Raw genomic sequence first — 25,561 nt, 5'->3', positions numbered from 1 at the left:
ACTAGGACGTCGGTGTCGGTTGGCTGTCGGGTTCGCGCAGGGCGGGCAGCAGGGCGGCCAGGACGAGCACGGTCACGCCTGCCACCGACCCGTACACGATCAGGGCGGTCGCGGGGCTGAACGCCTCGGCCAGCACGCCGGCGACGAGGGAGCCGGCCGCGGCGGCGGCCACGACCTGCGTCTGCCAGAGGCTCGCCACCCTGCCTCTGAACTCGTCGGGCGTGTGCCGCTGCAGCAGGGTGAAACGGAGGATGTCGGTCAGGACGCGGCCGGCGCCGTACCCGGTGAGGGCGAGGAACGCGGCCGACGGGACGGGACTCAGCCCCGTGGCGAGCACGGCGAGCCCCATCACGAGCAGGGACGCCAGCAGCGCGAGGCCGGGGCGGCGGGCGGCGCCGATCCAGCCGCTGGTGAGCGAGCCGGCCACGGCGCCGATCGCGGGGGCGCTGTAGAGCAGGCCGAGCACGGTCTCGCCGCCACCGAGATGGGTCTTCACCAGCGCGGGCAGCAGGACGACGGGGCCGCTGAGCAGCATGGTGGCCAGCCCTGCGACCAGCACGCTCCTGACCGTGCGGTGGCGCACCGCGAAGGTGAGACCGGCCGCCATCGCGCGCAGGGGCGGCTCCCGGCCGGTTCCCGGCGCGGGATAGGAGGGCAGGCGGCTGATGCTGAACGCGGTCAGGGCGGTCGCCGCCGCGGCGGCGGCGTAGTTGGCGGCCACGCCCCAGGTCGCGATCAGCAGCCCGCCGAGCGCCGGTGAGATCATCGCCGACAGGTCGGCGGTGAGGCTGAGCAGCGCCCCGGTGGCGGGCAGGTGCTCGCGGCCGACCAGAGTGGGCAGCAGCGCCGTGAGCGTGGTGGAGCTGATGCCGCCCGCCAGGCCGTCCCAGGCGGCCAGCGCGTAGATGGGCCACAGCGGCGGGTCGGGCAGCAGCGCGTTGACGGCCAGGAGCACGAACCCGATCCCGGCGGCGGTGCGGGCGGCCAGGATGACGCGGCGGCGGTCGTAACGGTCGGCGAGCAGGCCGCCGGCGAGCGCCCCGGCGAACACGCACGCGCCCGCCGTGGTCGCGACCGCGCCGAGGTGCAGCGCCGAGCCGGTGATCGCGTACACCTGGACGGGGACCGCCACCATCAGCAGCCCGATCCCGAACAGCGAGGCCAGCCTCGCCGCGAACACCAGCCGGAACGGCCGCGAGACGCGCAGCGGCGTCAGATCGAGAGTGATCTTCTTCAGGACGCTCATCCGGCCGTCTCCCCCGCGAGGTGGGCGGCGATGAGGGAGCCGGTCAGCGCCCAGCCCGCCGCCCGCCCGAGCGTGTGGTGGTCCACGGGCACCGCGTTCTCCACCAGCCGCCCGGACACGTGCCGCCGCCAGGCCGCCCGGTTGGCCGCGGCCTCCTCCTCCCGCTCGCCGGCCGAGGCGCCGATGAAGAGCATGTCGCCGTCGAACACCTCGAAGGAGGCGTGTCCCATCTGCTCGCTGTGGCGCAGGTAGGACTCCACGATCCGGTCGAGCGCGCCGTCGTCGAAGGAGGTCAGCACGCTCTCGGTGCGCCGTACCCGGGCGTAGAGGTCCCGCTTGTCGGTGAGGTCGAGCGTGGCGGGGTCGAGCCCGGCGGAGGAGGCGATGTAGGCCATCGCCTCCGCGCGCAGCGCCGCGCCCGTGCCGTCCCCGCCGCCGCCGGTCTCGGTGATGTAGGCGTCGAGGACCGTCAGCGAGGCGACCGCGTGGCCCTCCCGCCGCAGCGTGGTGGCCACGCGGTGCGCGACCAGCCCGCCATAGGACCAGCCGACCAGATGGTACGGCCCGCGCGGGTCGACCCGCCTGATCCGGTCCAGGTACCCGGCGACGGCCTGGTCGAAGGTGAGCCGCGGCGCGGCCGGGTCGGACAGCAGCGGCTCCTGCAGCGCGTAGATCGGGTTCGTCCCCGGCAGGTGGGAGACCAGCCCGGTGTAGGACCACCCGAGCCCGCCGGCCGGGTGGAAGCAGAAGACCGGCGCCTCCTGCCCCGAGGAGCGGATCTCCAGCAGCGGCCGCAGCCCGCCGGTGCCGCCCCGCCGGTCGGCCGACCTGGCCACCAGCCGGGCGGGTGTCGGCGCGTCGTAGACGTCCCGGACGGAGACGGCGCCGATCCGCTCGCGCAGCCGGCCGACCAGCCGCACCACCAGCAGCGAGTGGCCGCCGAGCGCGAAGAAGTCGTCGTTCCTGCCCACGTCGGCCAGCCCGAGCACGTCGCGGAAGGCGTCCGCGACCGCCTCCTCCTGCGGCCCCTGAGGCGGCTCGCCCGCGCCGGGCGCGGTGATGACCGGGCCGGGCAGGGCGTCCTGGTCGAGCTTGCCGTTCACGGTGAGCGGCAGCAGCTCGAGCGTGACGACCGCGGCGGGCACCATGTAGCCGGGCAGCACGGCGGCGGCATCGGCGATGATCCGTTCGACGTCGACCTCCTCGGCGCCGCCCGCGGGCACCAGGTAGGCGACCAGGTGGACGGCGCCCTGGGCGTCGGTCCTGGGCACGACGGCCGCCTGCCCGACCCCGTCCAGGCCGGTGAGCACGTCCTCGACCTCGCCCGGCTCGATGCGGTAGCCCCTGATCTTGACCTGCCCGTCCGAGCGGCCCAGGAAGTCGATCAGGTTGTCGGGCCGCCACCGGGCCAGGTCGCCCGTCCGGTACATGCGCCCGCCCGGCCCGCCGAACGGGTCGGCGACGAAGCGCCCGGAGGTCAGGCCGGGGCGGCGGTGGTAGCCCCTGGCCAGCCCGTCGCCGGCCAGGTACAGCTCGCCGACCGCGCCGGGCGGCACCGGCCGCAGCCCGGGACCGAGGATGTAGGCGCGGGTGTTCCAGATCGGCCGGCCCACGGTCGAGGTCGTGCTCTCGGCCAGGTCCGCGCCCAGGGCGTTGATGGTGTACTCGGTGGGCCCGTACAGGTTGTAGCCCTCCACTCCCCCGGCCTCGCGGATCCTGTTCCACAGCCCGGCGGGCACGGCCTCACCGCCGAGCGAGAAGAAGACCAGCCCCGGAGCGTCCGGCGGGGCGTCGCCGCCGCACCGGGGCCGGTCCAGCAGCCCGGCCTCGACGAGGAACGTCCCGTACGACGGGGTCACGTCGAAGCCGTCGATGCGCTCGCGGTCGAAGTAGTCCAGCAGCAGCGCCGGATCGCGCCGCGTGTCCTCGTCGATGACGTGCACCTCGTGCCCGGCCAGCAGCCAGAACAACTGCTCCCACGAGGCGTCGAAGGAGAACGACGTCGTGTGCGCGATGCGCAGCTTGCGCCCGTCCTGCCGGGCGGTCACGTGGTCGAAGATGTTCTCCAGGTGGTTGTAGTACATGGTGGTCAGCCCCCGGTAGGGCACGGTGACCGCCTTGGGCCGCCCGGTGGAGCCCGAGGTGAAGATCAGGTACGCGGGGTGTTCGAGCCCGGCGGGGGCATGCCGTTCGCGGGCCGGGATCGGCTCGGGCGAGGTCGCCGCCAGCTCGGCCGTCGCCTCCGGCCCGTCGAGCACGACGGCGGGCCGCCCGGCCGGGAGCAGGTCGCGCAGGCCCTCGGTGGTGAGGATCACGACGGGCGCGGACTCCTCGATCATGTACGCGATCCGGTCGGCCGGATACTCGGGGTCGATGGGCACGTAGGCCGCCCCGGCGGCGAACACCGCGAACAGCGCCACCACCATCAGCTCCGACCTGGGCAGCACCAGGGCGACCGCGCTCTCGGCGCCGACGCCCCGGCTCACCAGCAGCCTGGCCAGCCGGGCTGCGGCCGCCTCCAGCTCGGCGAAGGTCAGCTCCGCCGTACCGCTGACCAGGGCGCGTTCGTGCGGGACCAGCAGCGCGCGCTCGTGCAGCAGGTCGGCGATCGACAGTTCCGGCACCGGCCTGGGCGCCGGGTTCAGCCCGTCGAGCAGGTGCGCGCGCTCCAGGTCCGAGACCGCCTCCACGCGCCCGATCGGGCGGTCGGGGTCGTCGGCGAAGGCCGTCAGGATGCGCACGTAGGCGTCCATGACCCTCGTGGCCTCGTGCTTGCCGAAGACGTCGGTGCGGAACAGCATGCGCAGCCTGGCGGTGCCGTCGGGCGGGCTGACCACCATGGTCAGCGGGTAGTGGGTGGCGTCGCGCAGGTCCCTGCCCTCGACCCAGAGCTCGCCGTCCGGGCCCCATCGCTGGTCGGGGGTGACCTTCGGCTGGTTCTGGAAGACGAACAGCGTGTCGAACAGGTTGCGCCGGCCCGCCAGCTCCTGGATGCGGGCCAGGCCGACGTAGGGGTGGCGGACCACGGTCATGCGCTCGCGCCGCACCCGGGCGGCCATCGCCCGCAGGCTGTCGGCGGGGGCCGTGCGCACGCGCATGGGCACGGTGTTGAACAGCAGGCCGACCGTGCTCTCGATGCCGGCCAGCTCCGGCGGGCGGCCGTAGGTGAGCAGGCCGAACACCGCCTCGTCCGCGCCGGTGTGCTGGTGCACGAGCACCGCCCACGCGATCTCGAACAGGGCGCTCGCGGTCAGGCCCAGTTCGCGGCTGACCGCGCCGAGCCGGTCGGCCAGATCGGCGTCGAGGTCCTCCTCCAGCTCGTCCATGCGGCGCGCGTCGGCCGTGGTGTCCTGCGCGTGGGGCGCGATGAGCCCGGCCGCGCCGACCCCCGACAGGAACCCGCGCCAGGCCTCCTCCGCCGCCGACATGTCCTGGACGGCCAGCCATTCCAGATAGGTCCGGAAGTCGCAGACCTCGCGCCGTTCCTCGGCGGCCGGGTCGGTGTAGAAGGACAGCACGGACAGCAGGAACAGCGAGATCGACCAGCCGTCCATGAGGATGTGCTGGGCCCACACGACGAAGCGGTGCTCCTCGCGCGCCAGCTTGGCGAGCCCGAACCTGATCAGCGGCGGGTCGGCGATGTCGAACGGCTCCGCGGCGCCGCGTTCGCGGAACTCCCCGAACGCCTCCTCGGGCCGGGGCGCGCCGCTCAGGTCGGCCGCCGTCCAGGAGAACGGGACGTGGGCCGGGATCGCCTGGACGGTGGCGTCGCCGACGTCGTAGAAGCCGGTGTTCAGGTTGGGGAACTTCGCCAGCGCCGCCCGCACGGCCCCGGCCAGGCGGGCGGGGTCGAGGGGGCCGCGCAAGCGCAGCGTGTTCTCGGTGAGGTAGACCTCGCCGGTGGTGTCGGCCAGCATCAGGTGGAACAGCAGGCCCTCTTGGAGCGGGGAGAGCGGGAGCACGTCGCGCAGCGGGCCGGTCTTGTTCTCCAGCCACCGGCGGCGGAACGGCGACAGGGCGAGCATGGGCGGGGCGGCCGTCTCCCGGCCGTCGTCACCGGTGGCGTGCAGGTGCTCCGGCGCCCAGGCCGCCAGCCGGTCGGCCCAGGCGCGCAGGACGTCGCCCGCGGGCCCGGCCGTCCAGGCCGCCTCCAGGAGCGTGTCCTGGGGGCGGCGGTGGACGGTGAAGGTCACGTCGTAGCCGGGGGGCGGGTTCTGGCCGAGGCTGAGCAGGATCCGGGCCCGGGGCGCCTGCTCCAGGAACTCGGCGGTGTCGGGGCGGTCGTAGCGGGCCGTTCCGTAGGCGACGGCCGTTTCCCGGTCGGCGGGCAGCAGGGTGGTCAGGGCGTGCAGGAGGTGTTCCGGGTCGCGTCGCATGAGGTCGGCGTCGAGCAGGACCGGGAAGACCCTGGTCAGCAGGCCCACCGTGGCGGGGGCGTGCTCGCGGTCGGGTTCGTACACGTCCAGCAGGATCGGGCCGGTGACGCCCGCCTCCGCCAGTGCCGTGGCCAGGGCGGCCAGGGCGACGGGACGCCAGGGCTCGCCGTCCAGGTGCTGGGTCAGCTCGACGCGGCTGCGGGTGATCGGGCCGGTGGCCTCCGGTCGCCACAGGGGGCCGGACTCGGCGATGCGGTCGGCCAGGTCGAGCCAGGCCTCCGCGGGGTCGCCGGGGCCGGGCGCGGCGGCCAGGGTCCTGGCGTAGTCGGCGAAGGACGTCGGGGCCGCTGCGGGCTGTCCGCCGGGGAGGTCTTCGAGGATGAGGTCCCAGGAGCGCTCGTCGACCAGGGCGGGATGGGCGCTGAGGAGGAGCTCGTCCCGGCCGGTGCGGGTCGCGTGGAAGACGTGGCCGGTGGTGAGGTCGAGACTGGTGTCCGCGGGGACGAGCACCGGGCGGGCCAGCGCCTGGAGCGGGTCAACGACACTCGTCCGCCACAGGCCCGCCCCGTCGCGCCACACGCGGGTGCGCAGGGCGTCGTGCCGCAGCACACAGCCGCGCAACGCCCCGATGACGGCCGAGTCGCCGGTGCCGGGCGGCAGGGTGACCCGGCGCGTGCTCAGCGTGCCCGCCTCACCGAGGCCGTTGTCGAGGAGCCAGCGTTGGGCGGGGGTGAGCGGGGCCGGTGCCGGGGTGAGGGTGTCGGGGGTGACCAGGTCCGACAGGCGGGTGGCGGCGTGCGCCGCGGCCTGGGCCAGCACGGCGGCGACCCCGGACAGCAACTGGCGGGCCGTACCCTCGTCGAACAGGGCGGTCGCGTAGACCACCGACAGCTCCAGCGCCTGCTTCGCGCCGCCGTCGAACACGTGGAAGACCAGGTCGAACTTGGTGGTCCTGGTCTCGACCGGGCGGGGCGTGACGCGCAGGCCGTCGAAGGCGAGGGCGACGGCGGGCGCGGTCCCGTAGGAGACCAGGACCTGGAAGAGCGGGTTCAGCGTGGCCGCCCGCGGCGGGTTGAGGTGCTCGACCACCTGCTCGAACGGCACCCGCGCGTGCTCCATCGCCGACAGGTTGCCCTCCCGCATCCGCTCCAGCAGGTCGCCGACGCGCGGGTCGCCGGACAGGTCCGCGGTGAACACGAGCGTGTTGACGAACAGGCCGACGACCTCGGCCAGCCGTTCCTCGGTACGCACGTCCATGGGCGAGCCGAGCGGGATCAGCTCCCCCGCGCCCGCCTTGGACAACTGCACGGCCACCGCCGCCTGGAACACGGTCAGCACGCTCACCCGCCGCGACCTGGCCAGCTCGCGCAGCGACTGCGACAGCCCGGCGTCGAGCGGCTGCCGCAGCACCCGGCCCTCATGGTCCCCGGCCTCGGAACGCGGCCGGTCGAGGGGCAGCGCGAGGCGCCGGGGCGCGGCGGCCAGCCGGCGCGACCAGAAGGCCAGGTCGGCCGAGACGCGCGAGCCGGGGTCGGCGGCGTCGCCCAGCGTGTCGTTCAGCAGCCGCGCATAGTCGGCGTAGCTCAGCGCGGGCGCCGCCGGCTCGGGGGCGTCACCCCGGACGCGGGCGGCGTGGGCGGCGGTGAGGTCGCGCAGCAGGATCTGTGCCGAGGTGCCGTCGAAGGCGATGTGGTGGGTGCCGACGTGCATGAGGTGCGTGTCGTCGGCGGTCCTGAAGAACGTCAGCCGCAGCGGCGGCTCCGACTCCAGGTCGAAGGCCCGGTTGACGGTGGCGCGGATGGTCTCCTCGCGGTCGGCCTCCGGGACGGGGCGCAGGTCCACCAGGTCGGCCCGCAGGTGCGCGGCGAGCGCCCGCTCCGGCAGGACGTGCTGGACCGGCCCGTCCGCGCGCAGCGGGTAGACCGTGCGCAGGATCGCGTGCCGCGCGGCGACGTCGAGCAGCGCCAGCCGGAACGGCTCGGGGTCGACGGGCCCGCCGCTCAGCTCCAGCATGACGCCGGTGTTGTAGGCGCTGGACGATCCCTCCAGCCGGTCCAGGAACCACAACCGCCGCTGGGCGGGCGACAGGGGCGCCTCGTCCCGCCCGGCGTCAGGCGCGGCGCCGTCCGCCTCGGCGGGGCCGGACGGAGCCAGCAGTTCGGCCAGCTCGGCGACCGAGGGCCGGTCGAAGATGTCGCGTACCTCCAGCGCCGAGCCGGTGGCCGAGGTCAGCCGCGTGACCAGGCGCATCGCCAGCAGGGAGTGGCCGCCCAGCTCGAAGAAGTCGTCGCCGGGCGCCGTGACCTCCACGCCGAGGACGGCGGCGAACGCCTCGGCCACCACCCGCTGCGCCCCGGTCAGAAGGGACGGCTCCCGCACGGGCGCCGCCTGCCCGGGATCCGGGAGCGCGGACCGGTCGAGCTTGCCGTGCGGGGTGCGCGGCAGCCGGTCGAGCAGCACGTACGCCGACGGCCGCAGATGTTCGGGCAGGTGCGCCGCGGCCAGCTCGCGCACCCGATCGAGAGCCGCCGGCTCGGCCACCAGATAGGCGACCAGCCGCGGCTCGCCACGCGGATCGTCGCGCACGATGACGGCCGCCTGCGTGACCGCGGGATGGCCGGTCAGCAGCGACTCCACCTCACCGGGCTCGACCCGGAAGCCACGGATCTTGGCCTGGTCGTCGGTACGCCCGAGGTAGACCAGGCTCCCGTCGGAGCGCCGCCGCGCCAGGTCCCCGGTCCGGTACATCCGCCGCCCGGCGGCGAACGGATGCGCCACGAACCGGCCGGCGCTCAGCCCGGGACGCCCGTGGTAACCGCGGGCCAGCCCGGCACCCGCGACGTACACCTCGCCGGCCACCCCGTCGGGCACCGGCCGCAATGCCCGGTCCAGCACGAACACCTGCGTGTTGACCACCGGCCGGCCGATCGGCAGTGGCCCGGCGTCGTCGCCGGGCAGGCAGCGCCACAGCGTGGCGTCCACGGTGGTCTCGGTGGGCCCGTAGGAGTTGAACACCCGGTGGCGCACCGCCCAGCGCGCCGCGAGCGGCGCGGGACAGGCCTCCCCCGCCACGACCACGACCCTGCCCGGCGGGATCTCCTCCTCGGCGATCTCCGCCAGCGCGGACGGTGGCAGCGTGCAGTGCGTGATCCCGGCCTCGGCGATGAACCCGCCGAGGGGTGCGCCGAGGCGCCGCGAGTCGGGCACGAAGACGAGCGCGGCGCCGGTCAGCAGCGCCATCGCGATCTCCCACACGGAGGTGTCGAAGCTCAGCGTGGCGAACTGCAGCACCCGGCTGCCCGGCCCGGCGCCGATCGCGCCGGCCAGGGTGACGCCGAGGTCGGCGAGCCCGGCATGGGTGACCACGACTCCCTTGGGCCGCCCAGTCGAGCCCGAGGTGAAGATCATGTACGCGGCGTCGTCCACCCGGGTCCCCGGCTCCGGCGGCGTACCCGCGGGCCCGAGGTCGAGCTCGTCGAGCGGCACCGGCCGCGGTCCGGGCAGGCCCGCGGGCAGCGCCGGCAGGGTCTCGCGGGTGGTGAGCACCGCGACGGGATCGGCGTCGCGCAGCATCAGCGCGATCCGCTCGGCCGGGTAGGCGGGGTCCACGGGCAGGTATGCCGCCCCGGCCCGCTGCACGCCCAGCATGGCGACGATGGCCTCGGGGCAGCGGGGCGCCAGCAACGCCACCAGGTCTCCCCGGCCGATGCCGCGCCCGGCCAGCGCCGCGGCGAGCCGCGAACCCGCCTCGTCCAGTTCTCCGTACGTCATCCGGGTGCCGTCCATCTCGACGGCGAGCGCCCGCGGGTCGCGGGCGGCCCGGCGGGCGAACAGCTCGGGCCAGGTGGCCGGTGCGACGTCGGCCTCGGTGGCGTTGCCCTCCAGCAGGATGTGCCCGCGGGCCTGCGGCGACAGCAGGTCGAAGGCGCCCACGCGCCGCTCGGGGTCGGCGACCAGCGCGGCGAACAGCCTGGTCAGCGCGGGACCGGCGGATCGGGCCAGGTCGCCGGGCAGCACGCCCGGCCGGTGCCGCAGCACCAGGCGCAGGCTGTCGCCGGGCAGGGCGGTGATCCCGATCGGGTAATGGGTGGCGTCGTGGCCGTCCACGGCGGTCACCGACAGGCCCGAGGCGGCGGCGAGCGCGTCGAGGCGCCGCTGGTCGAAGGGGAAGTTGTCGAAGACGGCGAAGGTGTCGCACAGGTCGGCGTGCCCGGCGGCGCGCTGGATGTCGGCCAGGCCGAGGTGGTGGTGGGCGATGAGCCCGGCCTGCTCCCGCTGGACCCGGCGCAGGCTGCGCAGCGCGGTGTCGCCGGGACGGAGCCGGAGGCGGGCGGGGACGGTGTTGACGAGCATGCCGACGAGCCGGTCTGCTCCCGGCACCTCGGGCGGGCGGCCGGCGGTCATGCCGAGCACGACCACGTCGTCGCGGCCCGTCCAGTGGGCCAGCAACATGCCCCACGCCCACTGCACGACGGTGTTGAGCGTCAGGCCGTTGCGCCTGGCCAGCCGGGTCAGCGCGGCGGTGAGCCCGGCGGGCAGGTCGACGTCGAGGCGTTCCGGCAGCGGGACGGGTTCGTCGAAGGGGGCGAGGAGGGTGGGTTCCGCCAGGCCGGCGAAGTGGTTCCGCCAGGCCTCGCGGGCCGCCTCCCGGTCCTGTCCGGCCAGCCAGGCGCGGTGGGCGCGGGGGTCGGGCGGCGGCGGGAGGGCGCTGTCGTCGTCGGCGGCGCCGTACAGGGTGAGGAGCTCTTCGACCAGCACGGACAGCGACCAGCCGTCGAGGACGACGTGGTGGGTGGTGACGGTCAGGCGCCAGCGGTCCAGCGCGGTGGGCTGGAGGTCGAAGCGGATGAGCGAGGGGGCGGTCAGGTCGGACGGTTCCTCGCCGCCCCAGCGGGGTTCGGCTTCGGTGTGCACGACCTGGACGGCGACGCCGGAGGGGGTGCGGGTGATGGAGCTGCGCAGGCTGGGGTGGCGGCGGATGAGCGCGGCGCTCGCGCGGCGCATGCGCCCGGGTGACAGGGGGCCGGACAGGTCGAGGGTCCAGCTGATGAGGTACGGGTCGGGGCCCGCGGTCGTCTCCTTCCTGAACAGGATGCCTTCCTGGGGGGCGGTGAGCGGCCAGGTCTCGCGCAGGGAGGGGTGGCGGGCGCGCAACGCGGCGTCGTCGGCCGAGCTGAGCGCGGGCGGCGTCCAGCCGGGGGCCGTGGTGGTGTCGTGGCGGGCCCGCGCGGCCAGTCCTGCCACGGTGGGGTGGGCGAACACGTCGGCGGGGGTGATCACGATGCCCTGCCGCCGGGCGAGGCCGGCGAGCCTGACGACGAGCACGCTGTCGCCGCCGAGCTCGAAGAAGCCCTCGTCCACGCCTGTCGCGGTGCGGCCCAGGACCTCGTCGTATAGGGCGCACAGGTGGCGTTCCACGGCGGTGGCGGGCGGGCGGCCGGCGGGGGCGTCCTGGCCGGGGGCGGGCAGCGCGTGCTTGTCGACCTTGCCGTTGGGGGTGGTGGGCAGGGCCGGGAGGGCGAGCAGGTGCGCGGGGATCATGTGGCCGGGCAGGGCGGCGCCGAGGTGGGCGCGTAGCTCGGCCGTGGTGGGTGGTTCGGTGCCGGGGACGTAGTAGGCGACGAGCCTGCGGTGGCCGGAGGCGTCCCGGTGAACGGCCGCGGTCGCCTGCCGTACGGCGGGGTGGGCGTTCAGGGTGGCGGCGACCTCGCCCAGTTCGATGCGGAAGCCGCGCAGCTTGACCTGCTCGTCCTCGCGGCCGAGGAACTCCAGGGCGCCGGCGCCGGTCCAGCGGGCCCGGTCGCCGGTGCGGTAGAGGCGGCCGGCGCCGGTGAAGGGGTCGGCCACGAAGCGGGCCGCGGTCAGCGCGGGCAGGCCGTGGTAGCCGCGGGCCAGCCCGGCTCCGCCGAGGTACAGGTCGCCCGGCACCCCGGCGGGGACCGGGCGGAGCCGTTCGTCCAGCACGTAGGCGACGGTGTTGGCGATCGGGGCGCCGATGGGCGGCTCGGCGGGCAGGTCGCCGCCGAGCGGGGCGCGGGTGGACCAGACGGTCGTCTCGGTGGGGCCGTAGAGGTTGACGACCTCGGCGCCGCGGGCGCGCAGGCGGGTGGCCAGGTCGCGGTCCAGCGCCTCGCCGCCGGTCAGGGCCCGGATGCCGTCGAGCGCGCCGTCCCCGTCGGCTTCGGCCAGCAGCCGCCACTGGGTGGGCGTGGCCTGGACGACGCTCGCTCCGTGAGCGCGCACGGTGGCCAGCAGCCTGGCCGGGTCGCGTACCTCGTCCTCGCGGGCCACGACCACGGATCCGCCCGCGATCAGCGGCGCGAACAGCTCCAGCACCGAGATGTCGAACCCGGCGGTGGTCAGCGCGAGGACCGTGTCGTCCTGGCCGACGTCCTGGCCGGTCATCGACTCCAGGAAGTTGACCACGGCGGCCATGGGCACCACGACGCCCTTGGGGCGGCCGGTCGAGCCCGAGGTGTAGATGACGTAGGCGGCCCTGCCGGGCACGTACGGGCTCTCGGCGAGAGGGCCGGCGACGCGGGGCCGGCCGGTCTCCAGCCTCGGCACGCCCGCGGGGATCCCGGTCCCCGACGTGGTCAGCACCAGCTCGGGCGCGGCATCACCCAGCATGTACGCCAGCCGTTCACCCGGATGGTCCAGATCCAGCGGCAGATAGGCGGCGCCCGCCCGCCACACCGCCAGCAACGCCACCACCAGCTCGGCCGACCGGGGAAGGGCGACGGCGACCACCGGCTCGCGGCCGCGCAGCCGGGCCCGCAGGTCACCGGCGAGCAGCGCGACCCGCTCCTCCAGTTGCCCATAGGTCAGCGTCTCGTCGTCGCAGCGCACGGCGACAGCGCCGGGATGCCGGTGGGCGCGCCGCCGGACGAGCTGGTCGACGGGCGCGGCCGTCACCTGCCTGACCGGGCCCTGCCAGGCGGTCAGCAGATCGGCGCGCTCGGCGCCGGTGACCAGGTCGAGGGCGGCGAGCGGCGCGAGCGGGTCGCGGGTGGCGGCTTCCAGCAGCAGCTCAAGCCGCTCGGCCAGCAGCGCGGCGGTGGCCGGGTCGAACAGGTCGGCGGCGTACTCGACCTCCCCGCGCAGCGGCGTGCCCTCGCCGCGCTCGCTGACGCGGAACGTCAGGTCGAACTTGGCGGTGCCGGTGCCGACCAGACGCGGCTCGCCCCGGTACAGGACGCCGTCGCCCGTGGCGGCGGGCAGCGCGTGGTAGCTGACCAGCACCTGGAAGATCGGGTGCCGGGCCAGGGACCGGGACGGGTTGACGGCCTCCACCACCCGCTCGAACGGCACGTCCTGGTGGGCGTAGGCGTCCAGGTCGCTCTCGCGGACCCGGTCCAGGAGCTCGGCGAACGTCGGCTCGCCGGAGACGTCCACGCGCAGCGCCAGCAGGTTGACGAAGAAGCCGGCCACCCCGTCCAGCGCGGGATCTCCGCGACCGGCGACGGGCGTGCCGACGCAGACGTCGTCGCCGGCGCCCATCCGGTGCAGCAAGGCGACGACGGCGGCGTGCACGAGCATGAAGGGGGTGACGGCGGCGTCGGCGGCCAGGCGTTGCATCCGGGCACGGAGCTCGGGGCTCAGCTCGAAGGCGTGCACGCCGCCCCGGTGTCCGGCCCGGGACGGCCGGGGGCGGTCGGCGGGCAGTTCCAGTTCGGCGGGCGCGCCGGCCAGGCGGGCGGCCCAGTGCTTGACTCCGGCCAGGGCCTCGGGGCCGTCGCCCGCCGGGCCTTCGAGCTGCAGGAGCGCGTAGTCGGCGTACTGCACGGCCAGCGGTTCCCACGCGGGCTCCACACCCCTGCGCCTGGCCTCGTAGGCGTGGGCCAGGTCGTCCAGGAGCACGACCGTCGACCATTCGTCGGCGGCGATGTGGTGCACGACCAGCAGCAGCACCTGCCCGCCGGTTTCCCGTTCGCACAGCCGGGCCCGGATGGGGGGCTCGGTGGCCAGGTCGAAGGGATGCCGCGCGGCCGCGGCGAGCGCGTCGCCGAGCCCGGCGTCGCTCACCCGGACGACCTCCAGCGGTGGCGCCGCCTCGCGCGGATCCAGGATGCGCTGCCACGGCAGGCCGAGGTCCTCGGGGAAGACGGTACGCAGGCTCTCCTGCCGGGCGGCCAGATCGGTCAGCGCCTCCCGCAGGGCGGGAAGGTCGGCCTGGTCGCGCAGTTCGACCGCGATGGGGATGTTGTAGGTGGGCCTGGGGCCGTCGGTGCGGTAGAGGACCCACAGGCGGCGCTGGGCCGACGACAGCGGAGGGCGCGCCGGGCGCGTGCTGCGGCGCGGTGCCGCCCGTTCCGGCTCCGCCGTCCGCAGGTACGCGCTGAGCGCGGCGACCGTGGGGTGGTCGAACAGCGCGCGCATGGTGATCCTGACGGCCAGCCCGGCCCGGATCCTGCCCGCGACCTTGGCGGCGCCGAGCGAGTCGCCGCCCAGGCGGAAGAAGTCGTCGCCCAGGCCGACCGCGGGCACGCCCAGCACGTCGGCGAAGATCCCGCACAGCCGTTCCTGGGCCGGGGTGGCCCGCACGGCCGGGGCGGCGGCGCCCTCCACGGCGGGGTCGGGCAGGGCGGCGCGGTCGAGCTTGCCGTTGGCGTTCAACGGCAGCGCCTCCAGCCACACCACGTGGGCGGGGATCATGTACTCCGGCAGGCTCTCGCGCAGGGCGGCCGTCACCTCCGACGGGACGTCCTCGCCCGGCGCCGGCACGACGTAGGCGACCAGGCGCCGGGACGGGCCGCGCACGTCGGCGGCGGCCTGGGCGATGCCGGGCAGGGCGCGCAGCGCGTGCTCGATCTCGCCCAGCTCGATCCGGAACCCGCGCACCTTCACCTGCGCGTCGGCCCTGCCCAGGTAGTCGAGGCGGCCGTCGGGCAGCCATCTGACCAGGTCGCCGGTGCGGTACATGCGGCTGCCCGGCGGGCCGTTCGGGTCGCCGACGAACCTGCCCGCGCTCAGGCCGGGCCGGTTGAGGTAGCCGCGGGCCACGGCCGCGCCGCCGACGTACAGCTCGCCGGCTTCACCGGGCGGGACCGGCCGCAGCGCGTCGTCCAGCACGTACGCGCGGCTGCCCGGCACCGGGCGGCCGATCGTGGGCGCGCCCCGGCCGGGGGTGACGGCTCCCGCCGTGGCGATCACGGTGGTCTCGGTGGGGCCGTACATGTTGAAGACCGTGCAGCCCGGCATGCGTTCGGCCACGGCCGCGACCAGGTCGGCGGGCAGCGCCTCCCCGGCGGCGATCAGGCAGCCCGCCCGTGCCCGGAAGGAGGGGTCGGCCAGGATGGTGGCCAGTACGGACGGGACGCCGCTGATCAGGCTGCCCTGCCAGTTGAGCCGCTCGTCCTCCAGCAGGGCGAGCGGGTCTTCGACGATCTCGACGGCGCCGCCGTTCAGCAGGGGGGCGAACATCTCCAGCGCGGAGACGTCGAAGGTGAGCGAGGTGGACAGCAGGACGTGGCGCAGGTGCTCCTCGCCGAGGATCTCGCGCGCCCAGGCGGCCAGGCCGACCACGCCGCCGTTGGAGACGACTACGCCCTTGGGCGTGCCGGTGGAGCCGGAGGTGTAGATCACGTAGGCGGCTGAGGCGGGGCCGGCGCCGTGCGCGACCGGTTCGCCACCGCTGTGCGCGATCCGGCCGTCGAGGACGAGCTCGGGCAGGCCCAGGTCGTCGCCGCCCGGGCCGGTGCCGGGGGCGCGCAGCAGCAGCACGGGTGCCGCGTCGCGGGCGATCAACGCCGCCCGCCGGAGCGGGTAGCGGGGATCGAGCGGCAGGTAGGCGGCGCCGCTCTTGAGTACCGCGAACACCGCCACGACCAGCTCGGCCGTCCTGGGCAGGCAGAGGGCGACCAGTTTCTCCGGGCCCGCGCCGCGCTCGCGCAGCAGCGCGGCCAGCGCGTCCGAGCGCCGGTCGAGCTCTCCGTAGGTCAGGTGGGTGCCCGCGTGCCGCACCGCCACGGCGTCCGGATCGCGTCGCACCACGGCCGCGAAGGCCTCGGCCACCGACAGCGCGGGGGCGCCGGCGGCCTGTCCCGCCCATTGGGTGAGCACGGTGTGCCGCTGGCCGGGCGGCACGGTGTCCAGCGTGCCGATCGGCCGGTCGTCCGGCGCGAACCGGCTCAGGAAGTCCAGGAACCGCTCCCGGTGGGCGGCCAGTTCCTCCCGCGTGAATATCGACGGGTTGCCGTCGAACTCGAAGGCCAGCTCGGCCCCGGCCGGGTAGACGGAGATCGTCAGCTCCTCCACCGGCCCGGCCGCGAGATAGCGCGAGGCTCCCGGGGCGCCCGCGAAGGCGAGCGGGCTGTCGAAGGGCTTGATGTTGAGCCACACCCGCGAGGGCGCCCGGTCGCCGGTCTCGGCCCGCAGGTCGCCGCGCATGTCCTCGAAGCGGTACTCCTGCCGGTCACGCGCCTCGGCCAGCCGTTCCCTGGTACGGCGCAGCAGCTCAGCCCCGCTGGTCCAGGGCTCGGCGGCGATGTCGACCGGCAGCACGTTGACCCACGTCCCCGGCACCCGCGGGTACGCCGACCCGGGCTTGCCCATGAACGGCACCCCCACGACGACGGCCCGGTCGCCGGTCACCCGGTGCAGATATCCCGCCACGGCCGCCATGACGACCTCGGCCCAGTTCGCCCGGTGGGCGGCGGCGCCGTCCTTCAGCCGTGCCGTCGCCGCGGCGTCGAGGCGGCCCGGCTCGCGCACGAAGCTCCTGGCGGGCTCGCCCGCCCGCCTGGCCAGGCTGGTCGCGGCGGGCAGGAGCCGCTGCCGGTCGAGCCAGTGCCGCCGGTCCTCGTCGTAGCGGGCGGAGGAGCGGTAGCCGGCCTCCTGCTCCAGTGCCTCGGCCAGCGGCAGGAAGGGGGCCGGCCCGGGTTCGCGCCCCGCGGCCAGCGCCGTGTAGACGGCGGCGACCCTGCGCTGCAGCTGGGCGTGGGCGTACCCGTCGAGCAGGATGTGGTGCGCCCGCTGGTACCAGTAGTGCCGATCGGCCCCGACCGTGAACACCACCTGCCGCACGAGGTCGTCGCCGGTCAGGTCGAGCGGCTCGGCCAGGTCGGCCCGCATCCGCTCCAGCGCCGTACCGTGCGGGTCGGCGGCGTCGCTGACGTCCACGACCCGGGCCCGGTACGGCGTGGCTTCGGCGACGCGCTGCCGGACGGACTCGCCCTCGGTCTCGAACCGCACCCGCAGGACGTCGGTCTCGTCCATCACCCGGTCGATCGCCCGGACCAGGAGCGCGGGGTCGAGCTCGCCGGTGATCTCGACGTACTCGGCGGCGTTGAAGATGGGGTTGTCCGGGTCGAGCCGCTGGGCGAACCAGAGGCCGCTCTGCGCGCGGGACAGGGGCAGGATCGTCACCGTTCGTGTCTCCAGAGATCGCGTTCAGACGTGGAAGTGGCCCAGCAGGCCGGCCGCGGCGTCGCGGCCGATCACGGCGGGGTCGCCGGCCACCCAGAGGCGGCCCGCGTGCTCGGCGTGGGAGATGACCAGGGGATAGTGCTGCTCGGGCGCGTCGGACCGGCCCTCGTCGCCGAGGGGTTCGAACAGGCTCCGGCGGATGAGGATCTGGCGTCGGGGGTGGCCGCGCAGCGCCGCGCCGCCCTGGGGATGCAGCAGGTGCAAGATCTCGTACGAGAGGGGGTCGGCCGGTGGCTCCTGTCCCGCCATGGCGGGATAGATCCGGGTGAGGCCCCCCGCCGGGGTGATCTCCAGGTCGGCCAGCAGTGTCGGCCGCCCCAGCCACGTCGCCGCGGCGGCGAGGACGCCGGCGGACGTGAGCGAGCCGACCGGCGCCGACATCCTGAACCGCGGCCCGGCGCCGGGCGACCAGGGCCCGAACACCTCGGCCGTGCCCTTCGCCAGCAGCCCGAGCCAGCCTTCGAGATCATCCTCACTCGCCCGGAGCCGGGCGGGCGCGCCGGCCCGGGCCGCTTCCCCGGTCGAGAGCGCGTGCAGGACGCGGTGCAGGGACGCTTCGTCGAACACCGCGGCGTGCGCGGCCGCCACCAGCCGCCCGGCGACGGCGACCACCCGCAGGGGCCTTCCCCCGGCCAGGTCCACGCCCTCGCGGGCGAGCTCCAGCGCTCCGGCCAGATCCGTGCCGTCGTGCGTGAGCAGGCCGGCGGCCAGGGGGACGATCGTGGCCCGCCACGGCCTGCGGTCCGGCGTGGCGATGGCCAGGCGCACCGCCTCGTTCAGGTCCGCCTCGGCGAGGTCCGCCACGGAGGCGACCGCCCGGCCCTCGACCGTCCCGGTGATCAGGTACGACTCGACCGGCAGCCCGGAGCGCCGCAGCCGATGCGCCGCCAGCGGAAGCTCGGCCGCCTTCGCGACCGGCGCGGGTGCGGCCTTGGTGAACAGGACGGCCAGGGCGGCCGGGGTCCGGTGGTCGAAGACGTCGCCCACGGACAGCGGCGCTCCCGCGCGGCTGGCCAGGCGCATCGCCGTGATGCTGTCCCCGCCGAGCTCGAAGAAGTCGTCCTCGGCCCCGGCCTCGCCCGCCAGCCCCAGCACGTCACGGAACAGCCCGCACAGCCGCTCCTCCGCGGCCCCCGACGGCGGCCGGCTGGTCCCGCGCGAGGCGGCGGCGGGGTCGGGCAGCGCGCCCCCGTCCACCTTCCCGCTGGCCGTGCGGGGCAGCGCGTCGATCGGCACGAACAGCGCGGGCACCATCGCCGCGGGCAGCAACTCACCCAGATGCGCGCGCAACGCGCCCGGCTCCACCTCCCCGTCCCGCCCGGCGACATAGGCGACCAGGTAAGAACTCCCGTCAGCCCGGCGCGGCGCCCGGACGGCGCAGTCCCGCACCCCGGGATGGGTCCGCAGCGCGGCCTCCACCTCCCCGGGCTCGACCCGGACGCCCCGGATCTTGACCTGGCCGTCGATCCTGCCCAGGAACTCCAGCACCCCGCCGGCGCGGCGGCGTACCAGATCGCCGGTGCGATACATCCGCTCACCGGCGCCGGACGGGCAGGCGACGAAGTGCCCGGCGCTCAGCCCCGCGCGCCCGTGGTAGCCCCGCGCGAGCTGCACCCCGCCCAGGTACAGTTCTCCGGCCACCCCGTCGGGCACCGGGCGCAGCCAGGTGTCCAGCACGTGGGTGGCGGTGTTCCAGATCGGCCGGCCGATCGGCACGACCGCCTCCTCGTTCGCCTCGAACGCGGTGACGTCGATGGTGGCCTCGGTCGGGCCGTACAGGTTCTCGATCGCCACCGTCCCCAGGGCGGCCCGCGCGCGCTCCACCAGGTCCCCGGGCAGCGCCTCGCCGCTGCAGACGACGCGCCGGAGGGCGGGAAGTCCCGCGGTGCCGAGTCCGTCCAGGAACTCCCGCAACATCGACGGCACGAAGTGCACGACCGTGACGCGCTCGCCGCGCATGACCTCGGCCAGGTAGGCGGGGTCGCGATGCCCGCCGGGCCGCGCCATCACCAGCTGGGCGCCGTGGGTGAGCGGCCACCAGAACTCCCACCCGGACACGTCGAAGCCCGCGGGGGTCTTCTGCAGCACCCGGTCATCGGCCCGCAGCGGGTAGGCGTGCTGCATCCACCGGATCCGGTTCGCCAGCGCCCGGTGGGTGATGGCGGCGCCCTTCGGCCGGCCGGTGGAGCCGGAGGTGTGCAGCACGTAGGCGACCCGGTCCGGGTGATGTTCCTCATCGGGCACCCCGTCCGGGCCGGGCGGGCTCTCCTCGGTCACCACGCACACCGGTTCGGTGTCGTCCACGATCGCGCGCGTCCGGGCGGCGGGCTGCTCGGGGTCGAGCGGCACGTATCCGGCCCCCGTCTTGAGCGCGGCCAGCAACGCCACCACCAGTTCGGCCGAACGGGCGCGGGCCACGCCCACCAGCCGCTCGGGCCCGGCGCCGCGCGAGCGCAGCGCCCCGGCCAGCCGCTCGGAGCGCCGGTCGAGGTCGGCGTAGGTGAGGACCTGCCGGTCGTCGCGGACCGCGGGCCGATCGGGGTGCAGCGCCGCCTGTTCCCTGAACATCGCCACCACATCGATCTCCGGTACGGCGACCGCGCTCCCCCGGGCGGGAGCCGCCTCCTCCCGCAGCACGTCCGCGACCCTGGCGCCAGGATCGGCGGCCATCGCGGCGAGCACGGCCGCCACCCGCTCCGCCAGATCCGCGAGCCCCGGGAGCTCCGGCAGCGCACCCGGCAGCCGATCGACCGACAACCGCAGCCGCGCCCCCGGGACCACGATCAGCGTGAGCGGATACCCCGTGGCGTCGGTCCCGCTCACCCCGCGCAGCCGCAGTCCCCCGTACGGCCGCCCGTCCAGAACGGCGGCGTCCACCGGATGGCTCTCGACGACCACCAGCGTGTCGAACAGCGCCCGCCGTCCCACCGCCCGCTGAACGGCCGCCAGTCCCACGTGCTGCGCGCCGAGCGTGCGGGCATGATCGTCGCGCACCCGGCGCAGCAGCGCCGCCACGGACTCGGCGGGATCCAGCACCACACGGGCCGGGACGGTGTTGACGAACAACCCGACCATCGACTCGATACCGGCCACCTCTGCGTCGCGCCCGGAGACGGTCAGCCCGAAGACGACGTCGCCGCGGCCGGTGAGCGTCCGCAGCACCAGCGCCCACGCGGCCTGCGCCGCCGTACCCAGGGTGACTCCGGCCGTCCGGCACAGTTCCCGCACCGCCGTGGACGTCTCCTCGCTCATCTCCGCCCGCGACCGCTCCGGCCGCGCGCCCGACGGAGCATCCGGTACGCCCACCAGCGTCGGCCCGTCGAGCCCGGCGAGCCGTTCCCGCCAGGCGTCCAGCGCCGCGTCGTCGCCCCCGTCGCGCCGCCGCTCACGCAGCCACGCCAGGAAGTTCCGGTACGGCGGCGCGGGCGCGAGCAGCCCCGGATCGCCGCCGTTGTCGTAGAGGCGGAGCAGATCGCCGACGACCAGCGAGTTCGACCACCCGTCCAGCAGCAGGTGATGGTAGGTGAACAGCAGCCGGTGCCGCCCCTCCACGGTCACCAGCGTCATGCGCAGGCAGGGCGAGGCGGTCAGGTCGAACGGCCGGAGCGCGTCGGCCGCCTTGATCCGCGCGTAGGTGTCCTTGCCGGCTTCGCCGTACACCTGAAGGGGCAGGACGCTCTCGGCCGGGATGACCTGGACCGCCTGGCCGGAGGCGCGGGTCACGAACGCGGCCCGCAGGTTGGGATGGCGTCTGAGCAGGGCCTGGCCGGCGGCGCGCAGCCGTCCGGCGTCGAGGGGCCCGTCGAGCTCCAGGTCGAGCTGGACGATGTAGGGGTCGTGGCCGCCGCCGGAGTGGAACAGGATGCCTTCCTGGAGCGGGCTGAGGGGGAGGACGTCCTCCAGGGCGGTCATGCGTGCCTCCACTCGCGCCGGAGCCGGTCCAGTTCGGCCGGATCGAGGTCGTCGATGAGCGGGTCCTCGTCCGCTCCGCTCAGCTCCTCGTGCCAGAGGGCGGCCAGGCGGCGCACCTCGGTTTCGGGGAGAAGGTCCTGCGCCCAGGTCCACTGCACGTGCAGGGTGGGGCCGTCGCGGAGCACGGCGTTGATCTCCAGGCAGTGCGGCAGGGGCAGTGCGGGGTCGGCGTGGCCGCGTACGACGGCGTCCTGCCCGACGGGCTGCCAGCCCTCTGCCCGGTCGTGGGCGCGGCCCCAGTAGTTGAAGCCGATCTGCGCCCGTGGCAGGGACGCGAGCACCGGTTCCGTGCGGGGGTTGAGGTGGCGCAGCAGCCCGTACTCGACGCCGCGCCCGGGTGACAGGCGCTCGCGCATGGTGGTGACGTCGTCGTGCGGGCCCAGGCGGAGGCTGACCGGGTACTGGCTGGTCAGCCAACCGACCGTTCGCGAGAGGTCGGCGCCCGGCAGCAGCGACTCCTCCCTTCCGTGTCCCTCGACCTCGATCAGGAGCGGCGGCTCGCCGCCGGGGTGCCACCGGGGTACGGCCCGGCCCAGCGCGAGCAGCAACGTCGCCTGGGCGTCGGGGCCCGGGGCGGTGAAGGGTGAGGTGGTGAGCAGGGATCGGGTGCTGCCGACGGTGTCACGGACGGGATCGAGCGGCCGGCCGCCGAGCGGGGCGCCCGCGTCGCGGGCCAGGTCGCGCCAGTGGGCGAGGCCCGGTTCCCCGGCCGCGGCCAGGTCGCGCAGGTGGCGCGCCCAGGCGCGTAGCGTCGTGCCCGGCTCGGGCAGGCTGATCGGCTCGCCGCGTACACCCTGCTCGCAGGCTGTGGCGAGGTCCTGCAGCAGGACCTGCCACGAGACCGCGTCCACGGCCAGGTGGTGGACGGCGATCAGCAACCTGCGGGAGTCCAGCCGCGCGAAGGCGGCCACCGCGCCCGCCAGCGGGTCCAGGCCCGCCGAGACTCGCTGTTCGCCGGTTTCGGAGACCAGGACGTGCTCGGCCCTGACCGTGCCGGGTTCCCTGATCACGTGCCGCCAGCCGCCGGTGCCGCCGGGGGGCACCAGGCGGGAGCGCAGGGCGTCGTGGGTGTCGAGCACGGCCTGGACGGCGGCGGTGAGGATGGCGGGGGTGATGTCGGCGGGCAGGTTCACGACTCGTGCCTGTGTGTAGCCGGTCAACGGGCCGCCCCTGGCGAGCAGTTCGGCCAGGATCGGGGTGATCGGCACCTCGCCGGAGCCCGGTTCGCGGGACGGGGGCTCGTTCCCGGTGGCTTTCAGGAGGGCGCGGGGGCTCTGGTGGAGGAAGACGTCCCGGGCCGTGAAGCGCAGTCCCGCCGCCCGTGCGCGGCCGACGAGGCGGATGGCCGCGATGCTGTCGCCGCCGAGCGCGAAGAAGCCGTCGTCGGGGCCCGCCCGCTCCAGGTCGAGCACCTCGCGGAACAGATGGCACAACCGCTGTTCCGCCGCGGTTGCGTGGCCCGCCGCCGGGGCGCGCGGTGCCGGCGCGGGAAGGGCGGCGCGGTCGAGCTTGCCGGCGCGGGTGAGCGGGAGGGCGTCCAGCACCACGACGGCCGCGGGCACCATGGACTGGGGCAGGAGCCGGGCGGCGTGGGCGCGTACGTCCTCGGGGTCCAGGGTGGTCGAGCGGGAGACCACGTAGGCGATCAGGCGTTCGCGGGCGCCGGGGGCGGCGCGGTGGGCGGCCACCGCCGCCAGGGCGACGTCCTCGTGGGTGGTGAGCGCGGCTTCCACCTCGCCCGGCTCGATGCGGTTGCCGAGGATCTTGAGCTGGTCGTCGGCCCGGCCGAGGTACTCCAGCAGTCCGTCGCCGCGGCGGCGGGCCAGGTCGCCGGAGCGGTAGAGGCGCTCGCCGGGGGCGAAGGGGCTGGCGACGAAGCGGGAGGCGGTCAGGCCGGGGTGGCCGAGGTAGCCGCGGGCGAGCTGGTCGCCGCCGAGGTACAGCTCGCCCGTCACCCCCGGCGGCACCGGCCGCAGCGCGTCGTCCAGCACGTGGGCGGCGCAGCCGGGGGCGGGGACGCCGATGGGCACCGTCCCGGCCGGAAGCTCGCCGCCGTCGGTGAGCTCGTGGAGGACGCAGCCCACGGTGGCCTCGGTGGGGCCGTACTCGTTCACGACGGTCCTGGCGCCGGGCTCCGTGCGGCCCGCGCGCCATTCCCGCAGGTGGGCTCCGGTCAGCGCCTCGCCGCCGACCACGAGCGTGTGCGGTCCGCCCAGGGTGCCGCCCCGGGCGCCGTCCAGCAGGGCGAGGTGGCTGGGGGTGCACTTGGCGAAGGTCAGCCCGTCGACCGGTTCCGCGAACTCGCCGGCGACCACCCGCCCGCCTGCCGTCAGCGGCCCGAGTGCGCCGGTGATGTTGAGGTCGGAGGTGAGCGGGCCCGACAGCAGCGCCGTCCCGGCCAGTCCCGGGTACCGCTCAACCGCCCACGACAGGTAGGCGGCCAGCGCGGCCCGGCCGACCACGACTCCCTTGGGGCGGCCGGTGGATCCGGAGGTGTAGATCACGTAGGCGGCCTGACCGGGGTGGGGCAGCGCTCGTGCGGGCCCGCCGGACGCGTCGCGGCCGAGGCGGTCCGCCCGCACGGCCTCGACGCCCGGGGGCAGGGCCGGCGATCCGGCGGCCGTCACCGCGAGGCGGGCTCCGGCGTCGGCGATGATGGCGGCGTTCCTGGCGGGCGGATGGTCGGGATGGAGCGGCAGGAACGCGGCACCGGCCTTCAGCGTGGCCAGGACGCCGACCAGGCTCCACGCCCCCGCCGGGAGCGGAAGCGCCACGACGCTCTCGGGCCCGGCGCCCCGTTCGGCCAGTTCGGCGGCCAGGACGCCGGAGAGGCGGTCGAGCTCTCCGTAGGTCAGGTGCCCCACGGCGATCCGCTCCGGGTGGGCGGCGGCCCGCTCGGCGAAGCGGCGGGTCACCCAGGACTCCGGCTCCGCGACGTGGTGCGGCGGGCCCTGGGCGAGGGCGAGCTGGTCACGGTGTTCGGCCGGGGAAAGGAGGCCGACGCGGTGGAGAGGGAGGTCGGGGTCGGCGACGGCGGCCTCGACGAGCCGGACGAGCCGCTCGGCGAGGATCCGGGCGGCGGCGGGGCTGAAGCGGGCGGTGGCGACGTTGAGCACGCCCTCCAGCGGCCCGTCTCCGGGGTGGTCGGCGAAGGCGAAGGTGAGGTCGAACTTGGCGCTCTCCGCGGGGATGGGGATGACCTGGCCGAGGAGGTCGTCCAGCGGTAACCGGCGCCCGTCGGCCTTCTCGTACACGGTCATGACCTGGAACAACGGGTTGTGGCCGGGCGAGCGGGCCGGGTTGAGGCCGTCCACGAGGCGGTCGAACGGGAGGACGTGGTGACCGTAGGCCCGCAGCCCGCGCTCGCGCACGCGGGCGAGGAGCTCGCGCAGCGTGGGCCGGCCGGACAGGTCGGCGCGCAGGACCGTGGAGTTGACGAGCAGGCCGATGAGGTCGTCCCAGCGTGGCTCGTCCCGGCCGGAGACGGCGACGCCCAGCGGGATGTCGTCGCCCGCGCCGAGCCGGTGCAGCAGCGCGGCGACGGCGGCCTGCAGCACCATGAACGGGCTGGCCTTGCTCTGCCTGGCCAGGGTCCGCAGCGCCGCGGCGGTGGCGGGCGGAAGGACGAATCCCACGTCCGCCCCCTCGTCGCCGTCGCCGGAGCGGTCGGCGGGCAGCGGGATGTGCCCGGGCAGACCGTCGAGTGCCTGCCGCCAGTGCGCGATCTCCCGGGCCGTCAGCGACCCGGCGTCCCGCTTGTCGCCCAGCCGCTCGCGCTGCCACCGGGCGTACTCGCCGTACTGCGCGGCCCGCGCCGCCCACCACGGCGCTCCCCCGGCCCGGCGCGCGCGGTAGGCCACGTGCAGGTCTCTGGCCAGCACCTGGAACGACCACTGGTCGGCCAGCGCGTGGTGCAGCACGAACAGCAGCACCGGCGCCCCGCCGTCCACCCGGAACAGCCACACCCCCCAGGGCGGCTCCTTCTCCAGGTCGTACGGCCGCGCCACCGCCGCCCGCACCCGCGCCTCCACCTGCGGCTGCGCGAGGTCCTCTACCACGAGATCGCCCCGCCACCCCGCCTCCACGCGCTGGTACGGCTCGTCGCCGGCGGAGGCGATCACCGTGCGCAGGATGTCGTGCCTGGCCACCACGTCGGCCAGTGCCCGGCGGAGCGCGAGCTCGTCGGGCATGCCGTTCAGGCGCAGCGCGAAGGGCATGTTGTAGGTCGCCGATGGGCCGTTCCAGCGGTGGAGGAACCAAAGGGCTCGCTGTGCGTAGGACGCCGGTGTGGAATCTGCTGCCATCGCGGGTGGTCCGCCTCCTGAAAGGTCCCCTGACCGTCCCGGACGGGACGAAGCAAACTTAGGTTAGGCTAACCTAAGTTCTCTGACAAGAGCCTCCGAGCAGAACATCAGCCCCCCGGACGGGCGCGTGATCATAGGTGGTTCCGTCCGCATTTCAAGCCTTCAAGTGTCTTGTTTATTAGGTTTGCCTAACCTAACTTCATGGCTCGGATCTCTACCCTTTTCCCGGGAGCCGC

At 75.3% G+C, this 25,561-nt stretch carries 4 protein-coding genes; all 4 read right to left on the bottom strand.

All coding sequences use genetic code 11. The features are described 5' to 3' along the window. Position 1: 1 nt before the first annotated feature. From entS to ACIBKY_RS26100, 4 genes are read right to left on the bottom strand one after another with little or no spacing between them, the layout of a single operon-like run. On the bottom strand, positions 2-1,246 hold the full coding sequence (gene entS, locus ACIBKY_RS26115; RefSeq protein ID WP_397100304.1) for an enterobactin transporter EntS: 1,245 nt from the start codon (positions 1,244-1,246) through the stop codon (positions 2-4). Then, positions 1,243-16,989 carry an amino acid adenylation domain-containing protein gene (locus ACIBKY_RS26110; protein WP_397100302.1) on the bottom strand — a complete coding sequence of 5,249 codons (15,747 nt, stop codon included), beginning with the start codon at positions 16,987-16,989 and terminating at the stop codon, positions 1,243-1,245. The genes entS and ACIBKY_RS26110 overlap by 4 nt, the downstream gene beginning before the upstream one ends. A 24-nt stretch (positions 16,990-17,013) precedes the next feature. Further along, positions 17,014-20,961 carry an amino acid adenylation domain-containing protein gene (locus ACIBKY_RS26105; protein WP_397100300.1) on the bottom strand — a complete coding sequence of 1,316 codons (3,948 nt, stop codon included), beginning with the start codon at positions 20,959-20,961 and terminating at the stop codon, positions 17,014-17,016. Next, entirely contained in the window at positions 20,958-25,325 is a 4,368-nt protein-coding gene (locus tag ACIBKY_RS26100; protein ID WP_397100298.1) for an amino acid adenylation domain-containing protein, read from the bottom strand. The genes ACIBKY_RS26105 and ACIBKY_RS26100 overlap by 4 nt, the downstream gene beginning before the upstream one ends. Positions 25,326-25,561 lie beyond the last annotated feature (236 nt).

Source organism: Nonomuraea sp. NPDC050394, from assembly GCF_044459065.1.
Lineage (GTDB): Bacteria > Actinomycetota > Actinomycetes > Streptosporangiales > Streptosporangiaceae > Nonomuraea.
Note: the sequence above shows the minus strand (reverse complement) of the source record. Positions and strands in the feature narration are given on the sequence as shown.

Excerpts from the sequence above, each read along its gene's own strand:
- entS (WP_397100304.1), bottom strand. The coding sequence starts at position 1,246 with ATGAGCGTCCTGAAGAAGATCACTCTCGATCTGACGCCGCTGCGCGTC.
- ACIBKY_RS26105 (WP_397100300.1), bottom strand. The coding sequence starts at position 20,961 with ATGACCGCCCTGGAGGACGTCCTCCCCCTCAGCCCGCTCCAGGAAGGC.
- ACIBKY_RS26100 (WP_397100298.1), bottom strand. The coding sequence starts at position 25,325 with ATGGCAGCAGATTCCACACCGGCGTCCTACGCACAGCGAGCCCTTTGG.